Origin of the sequence: Mycolicibacterium canariasense, from assembly GCF_002101555.1 — a bacterium.
Lineage (GTDB): Bacteria > Actinomycetota > Actinomycetes > Mycobacteriales > Mycobacteriaceae > Mycobacterium > Mycobacterium canariasense.
The window spans coordinates 39,631-60,661 of sequence record NZ_LQOL01000056.1 but is presented as its reverse complement, the minus strand read 5'-3'; the positions used below and the strand labels follow the sequence as shown (position 1 = coordinate 60,661).

21 protein-coding genes are annotated in these 21,031 nt (G+C 65.8%); 9 read left to right on the top strand and 12 right to left on the bottom strand.

Annotated features, from left to right (window positions below; all coding sequences use genetic code 11):
* Positions 1–945: 945 nt before the first annotated feature.
* Positions 946–1,173, top strand: a complete 228-nt coding sequence (locus AWB94_RS19470; RefSeq protein ID WP_062657773.1) for a hypothetical protein — start codon at positions 946–948, stop codon at positions 1,171–1,173.
* Between the two features lie 5 nt (positions 1,174–1,178).
* On the opposite strand, the gene AWB94_RS19465 is transcribed toward AWB94_RS19470, so the two are convergent.
* From AWB94_RS19465 to AWB94_RS19455, 3 genes are all read right to left on the bottom strand, one after another.
* Entirely contained in the window at positions 1,179–1,925 is a 747-nt protein-coding gene (locus AWB94_RS19465; RefSeq protein ID WP_062657774.1) for an SDR family oxidoreductase, read from the bottom strand.
* A gap of 110 nt (positions 1,926–2,035) precedes the next feature.
* On the bottom strand, positions 2,036–2,704 hold the full coding sequence (locus tag AWB94_RS19460) for a cutinase family protein (protein WP_062657775.1): 669 nt from the start codon (positions 2,702–2,704) through the stop codon (positions 2,036–2,038).
* A 558-nt stretch (positions 2,705–3,262) separates the two neighbouring features.
* Positions 3,263–3,913 carry a YdhT family protein gene (locus AWB94_RS19455; RefSeq protein ID WP_062657776.1) on the bottom strand — a complete coding sequence of 217 codons (651 nt, stop codon included), beginning with the start codon at positions 3,911–3,913 and terminating at the stop codon, positions 3,263–3,265.
* A gap of 444 nt (positions 3,914–4,357) precedes the next feature.
* On the opposite strand from AWB94_RS19455, the gene AWB94_RS19450 reads away from it, so the two are divergent.
* The 4 genes from AWB94_RS19450 (at position 4,358) to AWB94_RS19435 (ending at position 8,951) form a co-directional block, all read left to right on the top strand.
* The gene (locus tag AWB94_RS19450; protein ID WP_062657777.1) at positions 4,358–4,576 is read left to right on the top strand and encodes a hypothetical protein; all 219 of its coding nucleotides are present in this window, start codon (positions 4,358–4,360) and stop codon (positions 4,574–4,576) included.
* Positions 4,577–4,711: 135 nt separating this feature from the next.
* Entirely contained in the window at positions 4,712–5,683 is a 972-nt protein-coding gene (locus AWB94_RS19445; RefSeq protein WP_165605349.1) for a zinc-binding dehydrogenase, read from the top strand.
* A 54-nt stretch (positions 5,684–5,737) separates the two neighbouring features.
* On the top strand, positions 5,738–6,625 hold the full coding sequence (bla, locus tag AWB94_RS19440) for a class A beta-lactamase (RefSeq protein WP_085122481.1): 888 nt from the start codon (positions 5,738–5,740) through the stop codon (positions 6,623–6,625).
* A 295-nt stretch (positions 6,626–6,920) separates the two neighbouring features.
* Positions 6,921–8,951, top strand: a complete 2,031-nt coding sequence (locus tag AWB94_RS19435) for a S9 family peptidase (protein WP_084395279.1) — start codon at positions 6,921–6,923, stop codon at positions 8,949–8,951.
* Between the two features lie 330 nt (positions 8,952–9,281).
* Here the strand turns inward: AWB94_RS19435 and AWB94_RS19430 are convergent, their stop codons facing one another.
* Positions 9,282–9,563 (bottom strand): aldehyde dehydrogenase family protein, encoded by a 282-nt coding sequence (locus AWB94_RS19430; RefSeq protein WP_062657779.1) that lies wholly within the window; start codon positions 9,561–9,563, stop codon positions 9,282–9,284.
* Positions 9,564–9,744: 181 nt separating this feature from the next.
* On the opposite strand from AWB94_RS19430, the gene AWB94_RS19425 reads away from it, so the two are divergent.
* Entirely contained in the window at positions 9,745–10,497 is a 753-nt protein-coding gene (locus tag AWB94_RS19425) for an SDR family oxidoreductase (RefSeq protein WP_062657780.1), read from the top strand.
* A gap of 55 nt (positions 10,498–10,552) precedes the next feature.
* On the opposite strand, the gene AWB94_RS19420 is transcribed toward AWB94_RS19425, so the two are convergent.
* The 6 genes from AWB94_RS19420 to glgX form a co-directional block, all read right to left on the bottom strand.
* Positions 10,553–12,016, bottom strand: coding sequence for an aminotransferase class I/II-fold pyridoxal phosphate-dependent enzyme (locus AWB94_RS19420; RefSeq protein ID WP_062657781.1), 1,464 nt, complete (start codon positions 12,014–12,016; stop codon positions 10,553–10,555).
* Positions 12,017–12,054: 38 nt separating this feature from the next.
* A complete protein-coding gene (locus tag AWB94_RS19415) occupies positions 12,055–13,113 on the bottom strand; it encodes a M42 family metallopeptidase (protein WP_409365977.1) in 1,059 nt (352 codons plus the stop codon).
* A gap of 8 nt (positions 13,114–13,121) precedes the next feature.
* Positions 13,122–14,117: an iron-containing redox enzyme family protein gene (locus AWB94_RS19410; protein WP_234811805.1), complete on the bottom strand. Its 996-nt coding sequence runs from the start codon at positions 14,115–14,117 to the stop codon at positions 13,122–13,124.
* Positions 14,118–14,134: 17 nt separating this feature from the next.
* Positions 14,135–15,172: a zinc-binding metallopeptidase family protein gene (locus AWB94_RS19405; protein ID WP_062657784.1), complete on the bottom strand. Its 1,038-nt coding sequence runs from the start codon at positions 15,170–15,172 to the stop codon at positions 14,135–14,137.
* 78 nt (positions 15,173–15,250) lie between these two features.
* On the bottom strand, positions 15,251–15,481 hold the full coding sequence (mbp1, locus tag AWB94_RS19400; protein ID WP_062657785.1) for a microaggregate-binding protein 1: 231 nt from the start codon (positions 15,479–15,481) through the stop codon (positions 15,251–15,253).
* A gap of 106 nt (positions 15,482–15,587) precedes the next feature.
* Entirely contained in the window at positions 15,588–17,726 is a 2,139-nt protein-coding gene (gene glgX, locus AWB94_RS19395) for a glycogen debranching protein GlgX (protein ID WP_062657786.1), read from the bottom strand.
* A 373-nt stretch (positions 17,727–18,099) separates the two neighbouring features.
* Between glgX and AWB94_RS19390 the strand changes: the two genes are divergently transcribed.
* Entirely contained in the window at positions 18,100–18,525 is a 426-nt protein-coding gene (locus tag AWB94_RS19390; protein ID WP_062657787.1) for an STAS domain-containing protein, read from the top strand.
* On the opposite strand, the gene AWB94_RS19385 is transcribed toward AWB94_RS19390, so the two are convergent.
* Positions 18,490–19,230: a PAS and ANTAR domain-containing protein gene (locus tag AWB94_RS19385; RefSeq protein ID WP_062657788.1), complete on the bottom strand. Its 741-nt coding sequence runs from the start codon at positions 19,228–19,230 to the stop codon at positions 18,490–18,492. The genes AWB94_RS19390 and AWB94_RS19385 overlap by 36 nt on opposite strands.
* Before the next feature lie 52 nt (positions 19,231–19,282).
* Positions 19,283–19,423 carry a hypothetical protein gene (locus tag AWB94_RS35185; protein WP_165605351.1) on the bottom strand — a complete coding sequence of 47 codons (141 nt, stop codon included), beginning with the start codon at positions 19,421–19,423 and terminating at the stop codon, positions 19,283–19,285.
* 395 nt (positions 19,424–19,818) lie between these two features.
* On the opposite strand from AWB94_RS35185, the gene AWB94_RS19375 reads away from it, so the two are divergent.
* Together AWB94_RS19375 and AWB94_RS19370 are read left to right on the top strand one after the other, a co-directional pair.
* Positions 19,819–20,523 (top strand): HemK2/MTQ2 family protein methyltransferase, encoded by a 705-nt coding sequence (locus AWB94_RS19375; RefSeq protein WP_084395280.1) that lies wholly within the window; start codon positions 19,819–19,821, stop codon positions 20,521–20,523.
* Positions 20,524–20,631: 108 nt separating this feature from the next.
* The gene (locus AWB94_RS19370; protein WP_062657791.1) at positions 20,632–21,009 is read left to right on the top strand and encodes an STAS domain-containing protein; all 378 of its coding nucleotides are present in this window, start codon (positions 20,632–20,634) and stop codon (positions 21,007–21,009) included.
* Positions 21,010–21,031 lie beyond the last annotated feature (22 nt).

Sequence of the window (21,031 nt, the reverse complement as noted above, 5' to 3'; positions counted from 1 at the left end):
GAGAGGCTCTATCTCTTATCCGTGCGACTCGGCTACACTGCGATCGATGAGATGCCCAGGGCCGCCCGGGAATCCGTGCATTCACCGAGATGGCGGACGGCAGTGGACAGCTGGTTCGACCGCCGCGCGCCGTGCTGGCCAAGGACCGTAGCAACCGCCTCGAACGACACGTCGAAATCACGACACGCGACCGGTCGACGTGACCACCGCAGGATTCTCCGGCCCTTCCGCCGAACTGGCATCAACACGGATTGCTGCCACCGACGCTCGAAACGACGGACTCTCCCGAAGTCCCTGTAGATATTCATCGTTCAGCACGACGACCCCACCGCGTCCTACGGCGCAGCGCTCGCCGCTGGACGCGCGCAGGTGGACTAGCAGGCCTGGCTTGAGCGCCGCATCACCACCTGGGACAACGAGTCGGCCGACAATGTCGCCGGAATCATCTTGGAGCAGCAGTGTTCGCATCTTGAGCGCTGGCCTGCGTACAGCCCACGCGCCCCTCACACGATCACCAGGACGGTCAGTACCCCCGAGCGGTCGTGCTCAGTCCCGCGGGACGCGTCATTCTCACGGCACCGTCGAGCAGCTGTCGGCGCGTCAAGGCGTCCGTGTTTGGCGGTTGCAGCTGCGCCGACAGTCAACCGCGGTAGCGATCGTTCGGAGGGGAATACGACCAAACCAAATCTCGCACTTCTCTACTAGAGTTCGCAAACTCTACTGCTGCAACAATTTTCGATGGACGGGTCGCTGCCTGTCGCTTTCGAATCCCACGGTTCTGCCCGGCCGAGAACTCCAGTAGCCCAACCTCGCCCCCGCCGGGGAATTGTCGGATGCGTCCCGCAAGCATCCGGCCGCAACAAGACGCTCGTCGTGACGCTAGATAGCTCTATTTGACAGCCATCGCAATGCTTTTCGCGTCCTTCGTGGATATCCTCATTATCCATGATTCGTGGGCGGACTGAGAAGGGCGACCAACGCGCCCCCATATCGTGCGCGGCCCCGGCTGGATGCGGACTTACCCACGCCACGCAGCCCACCCGGGGCGAACCGCACCGGACGTTCTTCGCCGATTTGGATCCCGAGCACGAGGATGCCCTCGCCGACATCTTCGCCGTTGTACACGAGAGGCTGTTGCGCGAGGGCACCGTGCCGCGTCCCGACCTCAAATAGACCGGCTAAACCTGGTTGATGCCCCCGTCGACGAAGATCTCCGCACCCGTCATGAAGCTGCTCGCATCGGAGCCGAGGAACACCGCCACGGCGGCCAGTTCGGCAGGATCACCTATCCGCTTCATCGGGTTCGTTGCCAGACCGTCGAAGAACACCTGCCGCTGGTCTTCGTCAGGCACCAGCTCGGTGAGTCCCTCGGTCAGGATGGGACCGGGAATGATTGTGTTGACCCGAAAGCCACGCTCGCCCAACTCGGTGGCCCAGGTGCGGCCGAAGGACCGGACAGCAGCCTTCGCCGCGGCGTAGGCGCCGAATGCCGGCATACCCCTGGTGGCCGCAGTGGAGCCGGACAGCACGATCGAGGCACCGGGATTGAGTAGCGGCAGCGTCTTCTGCACGGTGAACACCGTCCCGCCCACGTTGCGGTTGAACGTGTCGATGAGGTGTTCGGGTGTCTCGTCCTCCAGCGTGGCGAACTCGCCACTGCCGGCGTTGGTGAAGACGATGTCAAGGCCGGCACCTGCGTCGCGGATGACTTCGACCAGTCGATCCAGATCCTCGGTGCGGGTGACATCGCTGGCAACACCGACGACACCGGAACCCAGCGATGCTGCGGCGGCGTCGACGCGCTGTTGGGTACGCCCGGTGATGAACACCTTGGCGCCCTCGTCGGCGAAGGCGCGCGCCGTCGCATAACCGATGCCGGATGTGCCGCCGGTGATCAGTGCTGTCTTTCCTTCGAGCTGAGCCATCTCATCCTCCTTTTGTCGAAAAGCGTTGTTGTGTTTGACATTTATCAACTAGGTGACATGGCACCTTAGGTGAGCATCGGAAGTGCAGGCGGCGGGCGCCGCTGTCTCACTCAGTGGTTCCGCAGGCGGCCGATCACAAATTCGGCGGCCTGATCATCCATTCCATTGACGGCGTAGGCGCTGTGGGCGACGCGGTCGAGGCCGCCCGATTCGCAGACCGGGTCCCGTGGCGCGCAGAGTTCGATGGTCCTGTCGTCGAAGGCGGGGCTGATCTCGATCGCAGGGGCGTCACGCTGCAATAGGGTCAGCACTCTCGGTGACGGTTTACCGAACAGGACCACCGCGGTGATCTTCTCGGCGATGTCCGGGGGTAGCGCGGTCAGCGCGTATCCGGCGGGAACGGTCTCGCTGGTGAGGTAAGCGCTGACGGCCGCGCCCTGAGAGTACCCGCCGACGACGATGTCGGTGGCGGGGCAACGGTCCGCGACATGTCGCAGGCGGTTGGCGGCATCCACGATGCCTTCGACGGCGCGATCGAACTGTAGGGACGCCAGATAGTTGACAGGGTAAGTTCCCACGGTGCGGTCGGGTAGCCGTTGGCGTATCGCTTCGATGAATGGTTCACCGACCTTTCCCACGCCTGGGCTCTCGAAGGTGCCGCGAGCAAAAACGACTTCGACATCGGCGCAGCTGGCGAGGGAGGAGACCGTCGGCTCCCCGTTCGCCTGTCCCGGGCCGCCACAAATGACCATCGCGGCCACCGCCGCGCCCACTGCCATCGCGTAGAGCGTCCGACGCGTCACGTGAAAATTCGTTGATGCTGCAGATGATTTCGATGGGGTCCGGCTTCTCATGACGACTACATCCTCGTGTTTCTGACGGTTGCCGATGCCGCTGGCCGTCGATGGTGCAACTACCCGTCCTTCTGCTGGAACTCCCGCGAATCCGAGGTCGGTGGCGACGGCGGTTAACAGGACAGGTAGCCGCATCGACTGCGGCGGGTTCGGGATATGGCGGTTCCCGGCGGCGGGCACACGATCGCACTGATCTCCGTGCAGGTGAGCTCTCGACGTCGGCGAAGTCCACCGCCATCCGAAAGGCAACGGGCAACGCGTCGAGGGCGTTTCCGATGCCCGCGTCGGGCAACGACCCCAACACCTTCCCCCGCCTCCCGGAGCGCGATCCTGGCTGCGGATACTCGGCGGCGGCGACCAGCTCCCAGTCGGAGTTCGTGTCGATGGCCAGTGGGCCGGCCGGCGCCGGCGGTGTTGGGTCGAAATCGTTGGGCACGCCTTTTGGTCGGCCGGCCCGCTCCGTTGTTCCTGGGCCGTTTGCCATTACAAAATCCATTGCGCTAGTGGGTGTAGGAGGTACCTCAGCGAGAACGCCTCATAGACGGCGCCGACGATGAGCAGGAGGGCGGCGGCGAGGGCCAGCCATCCCAGTTGGCGAAGTCCGCGGAGATAGCCGCCACGTCGGGTGTCGGAACCGGCCGCTGCCGGCCGGACCCAGTTCTTACCGAGCAGGTACGCACCAAGTAGCAGCAGGATGTAGGCCTGGAACTCGATGACGATCGTCAGGGAGTGAGGGACCAGCGCCACCCAGCCGATGTCACTCGACGGCACGAGTGTGATCCCTGTCGTGAAAGCCCAATACGCGGACAGCGCGATCCCCGCGAAGGGCACCATCATCGATGGCAGAACGATTGTGAGCGCGCCCATCTTTAGGGTGTTCACCGCGAGGATGGTCAGCGCAAAGAGCCAAGGGCGGTCGATCAGAGACCGGACGAGGTCCGTCGTACCGTCTTCGACCAGCCGAGTTTCCTGCGCGTGCACGAGATTCGGGAATACGAGCCCCGTGGCGAAGCCGAGGAGGAACAGGCCGTACATGGCCGCGTTGATCGCGAGGAAGCTACGGAGATTGTTGCGGACGATGCGGATGGGTCGCCAAGGGAACCGGCGGGACCGGACTTCAACGGGTGACGTCATTGCTCCTGCGTATTCGTAGATGGATCAGGGTGAAACGTGCTCCGTGTTTCCAGCGACGCGGCATGTCGCACCGACCCGGCCTCGACTGCCACCGAGTCGGTCGCGACGTACCTAAGGGATGCGGCTCCGGCTCAAGCAGCGACGGCGTGCCTGTCAGCGTTGTGGCGGGCGTTGAGAGGTTGCGTTTCCCAGGCGAGCGACGCCGCTGCCCCCGGCGTGCTCGTGGAGGCTGTCGGATAAAGGGGGCGGAGTGCTGCTCGCGTGCCAATCTCGTTGTCCCTCTGGAGAGCACCGCCACCGAAGTGATCGGCACGGCACCGGCGGCATAGGACTCCTTGCGGGGCCAGCAACCGTGTGTCGCGCTAGCAACAATACGATTCGTTTCGTCTCGTGTCAATACGAGACGTATCGTATTGCCAGCGGGGCGACACTCGTCTAGGGTCCGTGTATGTCCAGCGGCTACAGGTCCCACCCGCATATGCGGGTCCCGACCTGTACCTCGATGCACCCGCGGTGGGTGTCGCCCGCCTCTACGCCCAGTTCGCCGCAGACCTCCGCGACGGGACCGCCGATGCACCGGACTTCGCGGTCGCGCTCGATCGTCACCGGGTGCTCGAGGCGATCACGCAGGCCGCTGAAACGGGTCATCGCCAGCACTTGTGACCAGCCAGCAAAAGGGGCGTCACCGCAGGCAGAGACCGCTCGGGGGCTCCGTAAGCGATACGGATGAGCTAGTTCGAGGGCTGCGGTGTGGGCGCGCCAAACTGCCAATCATTCGACTACGAACAGGATTTGCGCGTGAGCGGTGTCGTATACATTCACTCTCATGGTGGCCCGGAAGTGCTGCAGTTCAGCGACCGCACTCTTCCCCCACCGAAACATGGCGAGGTTCAGCTGACCCATGACCACATCGGCGTAAACTACGTCGACCTCATCTTCCGTGCAGGAATCTTCCCGTTGCGCGACTTCCCGGCAGTTTTGGGTATGGAGGGCGCCGGAAGGGTCACCGAGGTGGCGGATAAAGCGTCACGATGGAACGTCGGAGACCGTGTCGCCTATTGGACCGACCTTGGTGCCTACGCCGAACAACGTCTCATCGACGGCGGCCAGCTGGTCGCCCTACCCGATGACATCACCACCGAAGCAGCTGCTGCAGTGCTGTCCAAAGGCATGCTGGTGTGGGCACTGATCAATCTCATCGTCGAGGTCAAACCGGGGGATATCGTGGTCGTCGGTCCGGCCGCCGGCGGGGTGGGCACATTGCTGACTCGGTGGCTGAGCGTTTCGGGCGTTCGCGTGATCGGCATCGTCGGCTCCGAGCACAAAGCAGCGCAGGTGCGCCAAGCCGGGATCGAAGACGTGGTGGTCTCTGCACAACCCGGTTCCGCTGGTGACGACATCATCGCCATCGTCGGTGCCCGAAGCATCGACGTGCTCTTCGACGGCGTGGGAGGACCGGGCTTCGCCAAACTCTGGCCGCTCGTGAAACCTGGTGGCACGGCTGTCTTGTACGGTCATGCCGCAGGGCTGCCCCTTGTTGACCCGGGCGACCTCGCCGAGCGGAACGTACGCTTCGTTCAGCCCAGCACTGGTCAGTACGTCAACACCCCCGATCTGGTGGCTGCCGGGTCTGCTGCCATCTTCGATGCACTACGAGGCGGCATCTTCGGCACCGTTGCCCCCACCGTCTATCCGCTCGCGCAGGCACGAAAGGCTCACGCGGACATCGGAGCACGCAGAACCACCGGCAGCGTACTGCTCACGCCGTGAGTTCAACCCTCGCCGCACCCCGGGTGCGCCACCTCAGACCGAAAGCCGTTGTTAATGACAAGCATTTCACGCAGAAGCGTGCTCACCGGCGCGCTCGCCATCACCGCCTTGACGGTGGCCCACCCGCTAAGGGCAGATGCCCGACCCGCACCCGACGTCGTAGGCTACATCCTCGAGGCCGAACTACGTCATCAAGCCCGGATAGGTCTGTACGCACTGGATCTCAAGACCCAAAACACCATTACACACCGGAACCACGACCGGTTCGCGATGTGCTCCTCGGTCAAGACCTACGTTGCCGCGCGCGTTCTGCAGAAGGCAGAACGCGGGGAACTCGCACTCACCGACTCGGTCACGGTTCACGGCGCCGACATTGTTCCCAACTCCCCGGTTACCGAAACCTGGGTCGGCCGCAGCATCCCTGTCGCAGAGCTGTGCGCGGCTGCGCTGCAGAAGAGCGACAATGCCGCGACCAACTACCTGCTCAAGACCGTCGGAGGCCCGTCAGCAATTACGGAGTTCGCCCGCAGCATCGGCGACAACGAGACTCGCCTCGATCGCTGGGAGACGGAGCTGAACTCCGCCACACCCGGGGATGCGCGCGACACCAGCACGCCACAGGCTCTCGGCGACGGCAACCGAGCGCTACTGGAGGGGACAGCTTTGACTCTGGAATCCCGCCGACAACTGATCGAGTGGATGGTGGCCAACTCCACCTCCAGTCTGCGTCCGGGGATGCCGCCGGAATGGATCCTGGCCGACAAGACCGGTAGCGGTGGATATGGCTCCACCAACGATGTCGGACTCGGTTTCGGACCCGGCGGTCAACAGGTCGTGCTGTCGGTCATGATGCGCTCCGCCACAAACAATCCCAACGCCGACGGGTTCCGGCCTGTCATGACAGAGATCGCCGCCGTGGCGATGTCGGCACTCGCCGCCTAACCCAGATCAGTGCAATTCAGGAGCACAGTCCGGGCTCACTGCGCACAACACCCAACCGGCGTAGCTCCCGTAGTTGTCCACGCCCGGGGCCGGTCAGGCTGACCGCGGCGAATAAGGCACCGATACGCGACGGCAACGAGGAGGGGCCTTTCATGGTCTCCTCAAACCGTGAGGGCTTTTACTCTGGCAACTGTTCCGCGATGTCCAGTCGAATCTCTGGCGGTCCCCTGGCGAGACGCGAGCCACGCTGGCGTGCCCTTGAGTATGACGCAACGGCAGGGGTTGAACTCGGTTGGTGAGCACCAAACTTCGCCCAGCCAAGGACCCCGCCACCACCCCACCGACATTGATCGCTGTCGAAGAGTTCTTCGGTCTACCCCGCCGCATCCGGGCCCTGCTGTCCCCGGATGGCACAAGTGTCGCCTACCTCGCCCCATGGCATGGCCGTCTCAACCTGCATCTGCGTGCACCAGACTCCGACTGGAGCTCCCCCGACGGCGACTCCCCCGATGTCCGGCGCATTACCTCCGACAGCCGACGCAACATCGACACGTTCTACTGGTCCAGCGACGGACGTTACCTGCTGCTCCACCAGGACACCGACGGCGATGAGAACTGGCACCTGTATCGCGCCGATCCGAACCGACCCGACGAGCCCGCGATTGACCTGACCCCCTACGACGGGGTCCGCCTGCTCGACGCGCAGCTAGCTCTGGATCAACCGGGCACGGCCTTCGTCTCGCTCAACATGCGCCGTCCCGAGCTGGCCGACTTCTATGAGCTCGACCTGGCCACCGGTCGGTTGACGTTGGTCGCGGAAAACCCCGGTGACGTCGTGTCCTGGATGCGCACCCCAGGGCGGTTGCTCGCGTTCACCATGGAGGACGGCGGTGCCCATGTTCTGTCGGAATGGGTCGACGGTGACCGTGCCCCTATCACGAGGTTCAGCGGGGCCGACGTCCTCTTGGCGGTCACTCCCACTGTGCCCACCCCGGACGGGACCGGGCTGTGGATCGGTTCGTCCCGTGGCTCGGACCGCACGCGCCTGGTCCGACTGGACCTGCGCACCGGCGAGCAGATCGGGGTGGACAGTCACCCGATTTTCGACCTCGACACTCCTAGACCCGAGGCTGACCGCCGCTTTCCGTCCTCCTTGATCCTGCACCCGGGAACCGGCGAACTTCTTGGTGCCCGATACCTCGGCGCACGTCAAGAGATCCACCCGCTGGACCCGCATTTCGCCGCTGTACTGCCGCGGCTGGCCGAGCTCTCCGACGGAGACCCCGCCCACATATCCTGCGATACCACAGCACAACGATGGGTGGTCGATTTCACCCACGACCGCGATCCCGGAGTCACCTGGTTCTACGACCACCGCACCGGTGAGGCGCGCCGCCTGTTCCGCCCCTTCCCCCATCTCGACCCGACCCAGCTAGCGCCCGTCACGCCGATCAGCGTCACGGCTCGCGACGGACTGACCTTGCCCTGCCACCTCACCTTGCCGAAAGGGGTTGCACCACGCGGCCTACCGACCGTACTGCTGGTCCACGGCGGACCTTGGTATCGCGACAGCTGGGGCTACGACCCCGAGGTACAGCTTCTTGCCAACCGTGGTTATGCAGTGTTGCAGGTCAACTTTCGGGGCTCGACGGGGTATGGTAAGGCCCATACTCAGGCGGCTATCGGTCAGTTCGCCGGACGTATGCACGACGACCTCATCGACGCCCTCGACTGGGCGATCAGCCAAGGTCACACCGACCCGGACCGGGTCGCCATCTACGGTTGCTCCTACGGTGGTTATGCAGCCCTCGTCGGGGCCGCGTTCACCCCGGACCGGTTCGCCGCCGCGGTCAGCTACACCGGCATGTCGGACCTCGTCGATCTGGTTGAATCGGTTGTCCCGTTCGCCCGTCGGCTCGTGGAAAACAGCTATGTGCGATACATCGGGAATCCGGAGGACCCTGCCCAGCGAGCCGCTATGCTCGCTCGCTCACCGATCAGCCGGGTCGACGACATCACCGCACCGATACTTTTGATCCACGGCGCCAACGATGTTCGTGTCGCGAGCCGCCACGCCGACCGCATCGCCGAGTCTCTCAACGCTCGCGGCGCCGAGGTCGAGTACCTGCTGAACGCAACCGAAGGCCACTGGTTCATCAATCCGGACAGCAACATCGCGCTGTATCGCACGCTCGAGCGTTTTCTGGCACGTCACCTGGGCGGACGAGTGAAACGTCCCAAACGGTCATCAGTTAACGGGTCGCGCAGACTACCCTTTTGTGTGCGTGGGCCGGCATCAGGACGTCCCGACCAGCATTCTTGGTAGGCCTTTGCAGAGATGTACGCCCGATAGTCGGGGGCCGCCAGTGCGGTCGAGCGTGTGCGACGCCGGCACTGCCGCGGGACAACCGCGTTCAGTTCACGCCTGGCTCGCGTCAGCGCGCTCCCGGCCAGGAGGAGCCAACGCCGAAGGCGGGAGGTGACAGTGGGCATCATGCGGTACGTCATCAACGTACTGAAAAGCATCGCGAGAATCAGGACCCGCGCAAGCAATGGCGGCGCACTCATTGTCGGTCCGAGAAGTCCGTTGCCTACCAACGCTATCGGGAGAATGGCAGCGAATGCGGCTAGTGCCATAGTCTCCATTCCGGAGAGTTCACAGATGCGAGGTGAGCAGGGTGACCTCGGCTGGTTCCATCTCAGTGCTCATCGGCCCTAATCTTCGGTGGGAGCGTTCAGAGCGGCGGCGCCACGAACTCAAGATGTTTGATTTGCTGAACTCCTCGAGGCCGCGGATCCCTTTGAGTCGTCCGACGCCTGACTGTTTGAAGCCACCTTCCTCAAACTGGTCGTGGACCGCGGCCCAGGTGTTGGTCCAGACCGTGCCGGCCTTCAGTTCGCGGCCGATGCGCAGCGGGCGGTCGACATCCCGGGTCAAAAATGCTGGCCGCTAGGCCATGTTCGGTGGCATTGGCGCGGCCATCACATGGAAAGCGATCGACGCTCCACCTTACCGTTACCTTAGGTATCTCTTATTTTTCTTAAATTCGGTGTACCGTGATTCCGGGTACGGCCAGCACGGCGGGCGATCTCCGCCGTGACCAGCGGAAGGAACCGACATGCAGGACACCCGGACCGCCAACCAGATCGTCCTGGTCACCGGTGCGTCGCGCGGCATCGGCGCGGAGGTCGCCCGGCAACTCGCCGAGCCCGACACCCACGTCATCGTCAACTACCGGGAGAAGGCCAAGCGCGCCGAGACGGTCGCCGACAACATCCGCGACCTCGGCGGTCAGGCGTCCACCGTCGCCGCCGACATCTCCGACGAAGCCTCGGCCGCCGCCATGATCACCGACATCGGCCGGCGCTTCGGCCGGCTGGACATGCTGGTGCTCAACGCGTCGGGCGGCCTGGAACAGGGCGCCGACGCCGGTTATGCGATGCGGCTGAACCGCGATGCGCAGCGGCGGCTCGTCGAATTGGCGCTGCCGCTCATGCCGCGCGGCGCCCGGATCGTCTTCGTCACCAGCCACCAGGCGCACTTCTACCCGCACAAGGCCGTCCCGAAGGGTTACGCCCCCATCGCACTGAGCAAGCGTGCCGGCGAGACCGCCCTGCACGGGATGAAGCACGAGTTCGACCGGCGCGGAATCCATTTCACCGTGGTGTCCGGTGACATGATCGACGGGACGATCATCATCCGGTTGCTGCAGCGCCGCGACCCCGGCGCGGTCGACGCCCGTCGCGCCCATGCCCCGCTGCCGACGGTCGAGGAGTTCGCAACGGCCATCGCCGGTGCCGCCCGCTCGCCGTACCACCCGGGCATCGTCTACGTCGGCGGCTCCGACTACCTCATCGACCGGTCGGCCTAGCTCCTGGTGATTTGTGGAGCCGCACCCGTAACCTTTACGACTGCGGCTCTACAAATCACTCCGCGACGACGCGGAATGTCTGCAGGCTGGGATCGGCCGGGTCCGGCACGTTGATCCCGGCGCTCACCCCTGAGCGCAGGTAGTCGACCACGGCCTCGTCCAGCCGCTCCCCCGGCACCACGGCCGGGATGCCCGGCGGGTAGGGCGTGATCTGTTCGGCCGCAATGCGTCCCACCGCCTCGGTGGCAGGCACCTGTTCGACGGCTCCGAAGAACGCGTCCCGCGGCAACATTGCGGTCTCCAGCTCGATGTCCTCGGGTGCCGGTAGCCGAATGGCCGGTGGGCGGTCGAACCGCTCGGCCGCACTGCGCCAGGACCACAGGGCATCCACCAGCCGCTTCGTGGTGTCGGTGTCATCGGCGAACGAGAGCGTGGCCAGGATCCGCCGGTGGTCACTCATCCCCATGTCGATGCGTTCGTGCTCGCGCAGCCAGTCGGCGGCCTGATAGCCGGAGGTGCCTGTGCCCGCGACATCCAGCAGCACCTGCATGCGGTCGAGGTCATGGGACGCCTCGACGCCCAGCAGTTGGTCATCGAGCACCTCGACATCGGGTATCTGTTCCAGCTCGGCCCGCAGTTGCGCCGCCAGATCCAGTGCGTCGGAGAGCAATTGGTGCCCGGATTCGACCATCTGACGGCGCCAGCCGTCCATCGCCGAGTAGACGAGCACGTTGGGGCTGGTGGTCATCAGCAGATCGGCACAGGCCGACAACCGGTCCTGGTCGATCAGGTCCCCCTGCAGGTGGAACACCGACCCCTGCTCGAACCCGGCTCCCATCTTGTGCACGCTGACGACACACACATCCGCGCCGGCGTCCATGGCCCAGGTCGGCAGGTCCTCGTGGAACGGCAGGTGCGCACCCCATGCCTCGTCGACGATCAGGGGTTTGCCCCGCTCGTGGCACACCTGCGCGATCCCGGCGATGTCCGCACAGGTGCCGTACGGGCTGGGGCTGACCACCAGCGCCCCGGCCGCATCGGGGTACTTCTCCCAGGCATCGCGGTAGTCCTGCGGCGCGGGCGGGTGCGAGATGTGCCGCTCGCGATCCCAGCGCGGCGTGACCCAACGGGGTTGGACTCCGGAGAAGATCAGGCCGGCGACAATCGACTTGTGGCTGTCACGGCTGACGAGGAGACCGCCACCCTCCCCGCCCGCGACGGCCATCATCGCGGCCTTGACCGACAGCGAACTACCGCAGGTGGAGAACCAGGCGACGTCGGCGCCGACTGCCGCGGCCATCAGATCCTCGGCGCGCTTGAGGAAACGTCCGGAGGTGCGGCGGTCGTCGAGGCCCCCGCTGGCCAACACGTCGTCGCGGAACGGTTCCCGGCCGAGCACGGCCAGCACGCGCGGATCGACCCCCCGGCCCTGCCGGTGCCCGGGCGGCGTGAAGCCGTACCGGTTGAGGTTGTGGTACTGCGCCAACGCGTCCACCAGCGGCGCCTCGGACTGGTTCACCGTGTCCGATTACCCGCGGGCCGGTGTTCACACACCTGTCAGCCGACGCGAAGGAAGGCTGCCAGCGTCGCCGCCACCGACGGGATCGCGGCACGGGTGATCACCTCGTACCCGTGAGTGCTCATCGTGGGCAGGCACAGCAGCCCGGCGCGTGCGCTCACCCCGCTCGCTTTGGCATGCGATGCATCCGATTCGAACGCACCGAGCACGGCCGGCTGCGGACCCAGGCCGAGGCCGGCCGCAATATCGACCAGCCGGTCGGCCACCACCTTGTCGTACACACACAGGGCGTCGCTGTACGCGACGATCGGTCCGCCGGTGCACGTGGTCGCATACTCCGCCTCGGTGGGCCCGACCTCCACCGCCAGCGTGAGGTCGCCAGGCAGCGTGCGGCTGGCGTACGACCCGCCGGCGGCGCCGATCTCCTCGTTGGTGGTGAACACGACATAGACGTCGCCCGCCGGGCGCCCGCCGTCGCGCACCAGCTCGCGCAGCGCTTGCACCACCGCGACGATCGCCGCGCGGTCATCCATGAAATAGCAACCGAGATAGTCACCGAACTCGACGAGCGTGCGCTTGCTGCCGTCGATGCACACCCGGGTGCCCGGCCCGATGCCCGCTCGGGCCAACTCTTCCGGGGTGCGCCCGGTGAAGACATAGACGTGCAGCCAGTCCATCGCCTTGTCACCCTGGTCGGGTTTGGTCTCCCAGATCCGTGGGCTCTCCTTGGTGGTGTGCTCCGATCCCAGGGTGAGCACCCCGGACAGTCTCGCGTGGTCCCCCAGCATCGCGACCGGCCCCAACCCGAAGTTGCCCGGATACATCGTGCCCAGTTGGGTCACATGCAGAGATCCGTCCGGTTCGACTCGTTTCACCAACATCGACAGCTCGTCCATGTGCGCCATCACCCGCACCGGCGCCGCCTCGGAGTCCCGGCCGCGCAGCCACCCGACCAGGTTGCCCGCGGCGTCCACCCACGTTTCGTCTGCCAACGGCGCCACCTCGCGCCGGCAGATGTCACGCACCTCGTCCTCCTGGCCGCAGGGTCCGTAGGTGGCCAGCAGTTCACGCAGAAGGTCGCGGTCCAGATCGGGCACCGCTGAGTTCATCGCAGCGACAGGTGCCGAAGCGACGAACGGCCGTCGGCCCAGCACGTCAGCAACCGGCTCGCAAAGCGCTCTTCGAGTAGTTCGAAGGCGCGGATGCCGAGTACCACATCGGGTTCTGTTTCCGGCTCGCGCTCCAGCAGGGCGCCCAGCGTCTCGCAGCGGGGCGGCCCGTCGAGTGTGCCCGCGTGGTCGCGGTAGAACTGCACGCACGGTTGCGGCGCCCCGAGCCGGAGCAGGGCATCGTGCAGGCCGGCCGAGGCTCGCCTGATGCTGATCTCGGTTGCCACCAGCTGACCGGTGGCCGCGCCGCGCAGGTTCCGGTGCAGGCCGAACATGGACATCATGTTGACCAGTGCCAGCGCCTCGGGGGTCACCTCGTCGAGGTAGTGCAGGTAGGTGTCGTCCAGCCCGGCGGCACTCAGCACGTCGGCGAACCGGCAGCTGGTGCTGCGCGGCGGCGCGCCGGACACCGATCGGTCGAACTCGGCGGGGGTCATCGCGTAGGTGGCCCAGGCGCCGGCGTCGTCGATCTTGAGCCGGCGCACCGAACGGTGCACGAAGTACTCCCGCATCTGCGACCACGTGCCGTGCTCGCGCAGGTGATCCGCCAGCACCGAGGACCGGGCGCCCAAGCGGCGGATCTCGGCGGCGGCGCTGCACGCCGACACGTCGCCGACGTCCTCGCGCAGCGCGTTACCGAACGCCTCTTCCAGCCGGGCCCGGAACTGCAGCACACCGGGATCCCACTCCCATCGCGGGTCGACATCGGCGAAGCCCCGATGGTGCAGTTCGTAGCTGACATAGAGAGCCAGTTGCAGATCGTGCCCGTACGGCCTCGTATCGCCCACCGGGGCCTCCACCGGCACGTAATGCCGGCGCGGGGCGCGGCAGGCCAGATGGTCGAGAAGGGCATCCGAGACGGGGCCGACGGCGGAGGGAAGTGCGGGCTGGAGATGGGTGGCAGTCGACGGCACATCCGTGGGTACCCGCACGTGAGCACCCCAAACGGTCAGGATGTTTGTTCCTCGATCACCGTGTCGATGACGGTGTGGATGAAGCGCATCTTGTCCAGCACGGCGGCGGTGAGGACGAACGGATACAGGTCGTCCTTACCCATCGAGCGGTTCACCATGTTCAGCCCCCAGGACAGTGGCAACCACATCTCGGTGATGGTGCCGAACCCGCTGGGACCCAGCACCCGCCGATCCAGCGCCGCACCGGCCGGTGCGAGACCGAAAGCCGCGGCGGTGTCCAGGGTGTCGCGGATGTGCAGGTAATGCGCGAACGTCTCGGCCCAGTCCTCCGCCGGGTGCATGGTCGCGTACGAGGACACGAAGTCCTGCTGCCAATCCGTCGGCGGACCGTCACGGTAGTGGCGGTCCAGCGCTTCCTGGTAGTCCTCGTCCGGGTCGCCGAAGAGTTCTTGGAACTGCCGCAACCGGTCCGGCTCCGCCGCGACCAGCCGATAGAAGTAGTAGTGCCCCACCTCGTGCCGGAAGTGGCCCAAGAGCGTGCGGTACGGCTCGTCCATCGCAACGCGCAGTTGTTCACGGTGCACGTCGTCGCCCTCGGCGAGGTCCAGGGTGATCACCCCGTCCTCGTGGCCGGTGAAGATCTTCTCCTGTGCGCTCGACAGCAGGTCGAACGCCAGCCCGTAGCGCGGATCGGCGTCCCTGCCCACGATCGGCAGGCCGAGCTCGTGCAGTTCGGCGATCAGCCGGCGCTTGGCCTTCTCGGCCAGGGCGAACGCCGCCAGCGCGGCGGTGTCGGCGTCGTTGGGCCGGGTCCTGGTCAGCGCGCAGGACACACAGAGCTTGCGGACGGGCGACACGGGCACCAACCAATTGCATTTGGCCAGGTGCAGATTGGCGCACAGCTGATATTCACTGCGCGCCACGGAGCCGGCTTGCCCGGCCTCGTCGTCCTCGGCGATCACCAGGAACGCCATCGCCTCCAGTGCGAAGCCGAGCCTGCTGTCACAGCTGAGGCACACCGAGTTCTCGAAGGCCAGCCGTTGCCCGCAGTTGGGGCAGGTGAAATCGCGCATCGGTCAACATCCTTGGTGTCGGACAGCAGACGAGCGGCAGGAGCCCGGTGGACCCCTGCCGCTCGGGTGCGGCGATGGTTACTCGGCGGCCCGCTGGCGGGCCTCGGCGGCGCTTTCGGCAGCGCGGGCGGCGTCGGCTTCGGCCTCTTTCTTGGCAGCGTCGCGCGCGGCTTCGGCCTTGTCCTGCTGAGCCCGGCCCTCCTCGCGGAGATCGTCGCGGCCGGTGACGATGCCGGCCACTTCCTTCGCCTTGCCCTTGACGTCCTCGACGACGCCTGTCACGGCTTCTTCAGGTCCACTGTCGCCCATGGCTCTTCCTCTCGATCGGCAACTCGTGACCGCTAGATACCCCGCCGGGGCACCGCCCCAAACCTGTTGTGGCAGACGTGTGTGCTGGTCAGGGCGGTGATCGCGGTCACGACGAAGGCGGTACCGCGATCAGCACCAGCGTGGAGCGCGCTTCGACCGGCAGCGTCTGCCCGGCATCGATCGGTTTGGCGCCGTCGGCCTGCACGGCATCAGCGGTGTAGAGCACCGGCTCCCATCGATCACCGAATTGTCCTGCGGGAAGTGTGAATTCGATGGGCTCGTGGTGCGCGTTGAAACACAGCAAGAACGAGTCATCGGTGATCCGCTGCCCGCGGGCGTCGCGGTCGGGAATGCCGTTGCCGTTGATGAACACCGCCACCGACTTTCCGAATCCACTGTCCCAGTCGGCATCGCCCATCTCGGTACCGTCGGGCCGCAGCCAGGCGATATCGGGCAGCCCACCGGCCGCGCGCTGCCGAACCGGCCTGCCGTCGAAGAATCGCCGTCGGCGGAACACCGGGTGGGCCCGACGCAGCGCGCCTACCCGCCGGGTGAACTCGATCAGCTCCTCGTCGGCGTTGGCCCAGTCGATCCAGGACAGTTCGTTGTCCTGGCAGTAGACGTTGTTGTTGCCCTGCTGGGTGCGGCCCAGTTCGTCACCATGGCAGATCATCGGCACACCCTGGGACAACAGCAACGTGGCCAGCAGGTTGCGCTGTTGCCGTCCGCGTAGCTCGTTGATGGCCGGGTCGTCGGTGGGCCCTTCGGTGCCACAGTTCCACGACCGGTTGTGACTCTCCCCGTCGTTGTTGTCCTCGCCGTTGGCCTCGTTGTGTTTCTCGTTGTAGGACACCAGGTCTCGCAACGTGAATCCGTCGTGGGCGGTGATGAAGTTGATCGACGCGACGGGCCGACGGCCGGTGTGCTCGTACAGGTCGGCCGAGCCGGTCAGCCGCGACGCGAACTCATCCAGGGTGGACGGCTCGCCGCGCCAGTAGTCACGGACGGTGTCGCGGTACTTGCCGTTCCACTCCGTCCACTGCGGCGGGAAGTTGCCCACCTGGTACCCACCCGGCCCGATATCCCACGGTTCGGCGATCAACTTGACCTGGCTGACGGTTGGGTCTTGTTGTACCAGTTCGAAGAACGACGACAGCCGGTCCACGTCGTAGAACTCCCGGGCGAGTGTGGCGGCGAGGTCGAACCGGAACCCGTCGACGTGCATCTCGGTGACCCAGTACCGCAGTGAATCCATGATCAGTTGCAGCGCATGCGGATTGCGTACATTGAGGCTGTTGCCGGTGCCGGTGTAGTCCATGTAATACCGCGCGTCGTCGTTGACCAGGCGGTAGTAGGCGGAGTTGTCGATACCACGAAAACTGATCGTCGGACCAAGATGATTCCCTTCCGCCGTGTGGTTGTAGACGACGTCGAGAATCACCTCGATATCGGCCTCGTGCAGCGCCCGCACCATGGCCTTGAACTCCTGCACCTGCCCGCCCGGGGTGGTGTTGGAGCTGTACTTGCCGTCCGGGGCGAAGAAACCGATCGTGTTGTATCCCCAGTAGTTGGACAGACCCTTGTCGATCAGCGTCGAATCGTTGGCGAAATGGTGCACCGGCATCAGCTCGATGGCGTTGACTCCCAACGACTTCAGATGCTCGATGATCGCCGGGTGGCCGACGCCCGCATACGTGCCGCGCATCTGCTCGGGGATGCCGGGATGCGTCTGGGTCAACCCCTTGACGTGGGCCTCGTAGATCACCGTGTCGGCATATTCGTGCCGGGGCGTCCGATCCGCGGCCCAGTCGAAGAAAGGGTTGATCACCACCGACTTGGGCATGCTCGCCGCGGAGTCGTCGTCATTGCGGCTGTCCGGGTCGCCGAAGTTGTACCCGAATAGGCTTTGATCCCAGTGGAATTGGCCGTCGATCGCCTTCGCGTACGGGTCTACCAGGAGCTTGTTGGGATTGCAGCGCTGCCCGTTCGCAGGATCGTACGGCCCGTGAATACGATAGCCGTACCGCTGACCCGGCTCGACGTTGGGCACCATACCGTGCCAGACGAACGCGTCCACCTCCGGCAGGGTGACTCGCGTCTCGGCGCCATCGGCATCGAACAGGCACAACTCCACCCGCTCGGCCACTTCGGAGTACACCGAGAAATTGGTCCCAGAACCGTCGTAGGTGGCACCCAGTGGATACGCTTTGCCCGGCCAGATTTCTACAGCATCGGTTTGCGTCATTACTCCTGTATACCCCGGGCAGGTACGCCGGAAACGTGCCACGCAACACGTAACAGCGCCGAAACGAACGACCGATGCAGCATCCAATTAAGCTGTCCGACAACGTGATCGACACGATTCGCGGTAGAGTTGCCACCATTGACATTTCCGTATGTCGACGCTTTATGAGAATCCAGTGGCAACGATTGCCCGCGCCGGACTCCTGACGTAGGGTCAATACAGGTTGAGTTCACAGCCAGCTGCGGGACGTCTGACGATGACGCGGAGGCTGCCGCCACTTCGTGTCAGAGGTTTTCCTGGCGTTGCCGCCAGTTGCGTCATCTGAGCCGTCCACGCAGGTCGAATACACGTTATTCCGACTGATGGAGTCACCATGGGATCCGCATCCACCGCTCGACCGCTCCCCGTCCACCAGAGCGCGCTGGCCGCCTTCTCGACCACCTGGCTGGAGACGTCGACCGCGGCCGTCAGCGTGCACGGTGAGCTCGACGCCGCCAACGCCGGCGAGTTCATCCGCTGCGTCTCGGCGCTGCTGCCGTCGACCGAACGCCTGATACTCGATCTGAGTGCCGTCCGGTTCTTCGGCACCGCTGCCTTCTCGGCGCTGCATACCCTCGGTGTGCGGGCCGCCGGCCATGGGGTGAACTGGGCATTGATCCCCAGCCGCGAGGTCACCCGGCTGCTGCGAATCTGTGACCCCGACTCGGCGTTGCCCACCCACGACACGCTGCCAGGCGCGCTGACCGGCGTTCGCCGCGGCGCATCACGCTTTCCGCGCCTGGTCAGCGATCGCAGCTGACGGCCGGCTCGCGTCGCCCCGGGCACTGCGTGCCCGGACCCGTTGATGCGCCGTGACCAGAAGCCGGTCGAATACCTCCCGCGGCGGTAACCGCTCACCACCCCCGACGACGGCGAAGTCCGCCATCAGCTGCTCGGCGAGCGCCCGCAGCTTCACGTTCGTCTCTTGCGAGCGCCACTTGAGCACGTCGAACGCGACCTCTGGCTCGATCCGGTACACCAGGCTCAGCGCACCCTTCACCTGCTCGATGACCGCGCGATTATCCGCGATCTCGGCCACCGCATCGCTGATCAGAGCGTCCCGTGCGGGCGTCACGTCGATGTAGTAGCCCTGTGTGCCGACCACACCACCGGAGTCGTCGCGCAGCAGTTCACCGATTACCACGACCTCGCGGATGGTGCCCTGGACGGTGATGATCCGGTGCCGAGTGCTGAACGGCTTGCGGCTACGCCTGATGTCGTGCAGCGTCGCCGCCATCGCCTCTTGGTCGTCGGGGTGCTTGTGCCGGAGCACCAGCTCGGTGGTCGGCGTGGCCGTTCCCGGTTGGTACCCGTGGATGCTCTCGACCTCCGGTGACCATTCCCAGCGCTCGTCGGCGAAGAAGAACCGGTACCAGCCCGCACGCTGCGGGATGCCACCCGCCAGCGCCTGCTCCACCGACGAGACATCAGATCCGCCGACCGGCCGACCCTCGTGTCCCTCCACCCATGAAATTTAACCGATCGGCCCAGTTGGGACCGATCGCCGAGCCGGGAAGTCAGCGTCTGCCACGCGGCCCCGACCCGGAACTACGCGGCTGCAGGGCCAGCAGCGGAATGTAGGCGCCCGGTACCGGCTGCCCGGCGTGGCCCGGACGCAGGAAGGCCAGGGCCGAGTTCACGACATCCCGAAACGCCATAGCGGGGCGGGTACCCGCTCGGCGCCGGGATCTAACCCGTTTCGGGCCGGCCCCTCGATGGGTACAGGAGCGGCATCCGCGCCGTCGGTGCCGGACCGTCAATTGGAGGTGACCGTGATCCCGTTCATCTGCCCCACCTGTGGCCACGTCGATATCGATGCCGCGGACTGTGTCTCTTGCCCCGACCAGGGGTAACCAGCAGAGATGAGCGCCACGTCCGCGGCGACGGGGCGCTGTCTGTCGGCTGGGACAGGTTCGATGTGGAGTTCGCGGTGCGCGAACATCGGCCGGCGGTGCTGCACGGCAGCGTTTAACGGCCCCCGGAACTGGGAATCATCAGCCGTCCGCAACGACCGGCCAATTCCTGGCCGGCATTGCCCGCCAGGAAGGATGCCATGACCGTCACCGCCGATGGCCTCGCCCAGCCTGTCTCTGCCAGGCCATTGATCGATGTCGGCCCCGACGTCTACCAACCGCAACATGATTCGCATCTCCTGATCGAGGCCATGATGGCCGTCGCGCCCCCGGAAGGGTTGTCGGTGGCCGACCTGTGCACGGGGTCCGGTGTGGTGGCGCTGGCGGCGGCGGCCGCCGGCGCGTGCTCGGTCAGTGCCTTCGACCGGTCCCCGGCGGCAGTGGAGTGCGCCCGCACGCAGGCGCTGGCCGCGGATGCCGACATCGAGGTGCTCGAGGGCGCCTGGACCCGTGCCGTTGCGGCCGGACCGTACGACCTGGTGCTGTGCAATCCGCCCTATGTCCCCGAGCCACCGGACCAGCACCACGCGCAGGTGCCCGGCCCCGCTTTGGCAGTCAACGGCGGCCGGGACGGCCGGCAGGTGCTCGACCCGCTGTGCGCGGCCGCGCCGGCGCTGCTGCGGCGGCACGGCACCCTGCTCGTCGTGCAATCGGAACTGGCCGACATCCCTCGGACGGTCAACACCCTGGCGGCCAACGGCCTGCGCAGTTCGGTGGTGGCCCAGAGGCGCATTCCGTTCGGGCCGGTGCTGCACAGCCGCGCCCGGTGGCTGGAAGAGACCGGCCTGCTGCCGGTCGGCAAGCGCATCGAGACCTTGGCCGTCATAGCCGCGGTCAAACCGTGATCGACCAGACCGTGATCGACCGCCCACCGAGGCTCCGCCGGGTCCTGCCGTGCCCGTCGTTAGACTTTGTCAACTACCGGAGTAGCGAAGAACACCTCGGAGGTGGCGATGACTGACCAGCCGGAGCCGGGCGCCGCTGGCGCACCCAGCTGCACGGTCGAAGAAAAGCGGATCGGTGAGGTCAGCGTGATCTCGGTGACCGGAACGCTCGACATGCTCACTGCGCCACGACTGGAAGCCGCGCTCTCGGCGGCGTCGGCCACGTCGCCACAGGCCGTGGTGGTGGACCTGGCGGCGGTTGATTTCCTGGCTTCTGCCGGGATGGGTCTGCTGGTGGCCGCCCACGGCGACCTGACACCGGCCGTGCGCTTCGCCGTGGTGGCGGACGGGCCGGCGACCAGCAGGCCGCTCAAGCTCGTCGGGATTGCCGACGTCGTCGACGTGTTTCCCACGCTCGACGAAGCCCTCAGCGCGGTCACGACATAAAACGGACGACGATCGGGTAATC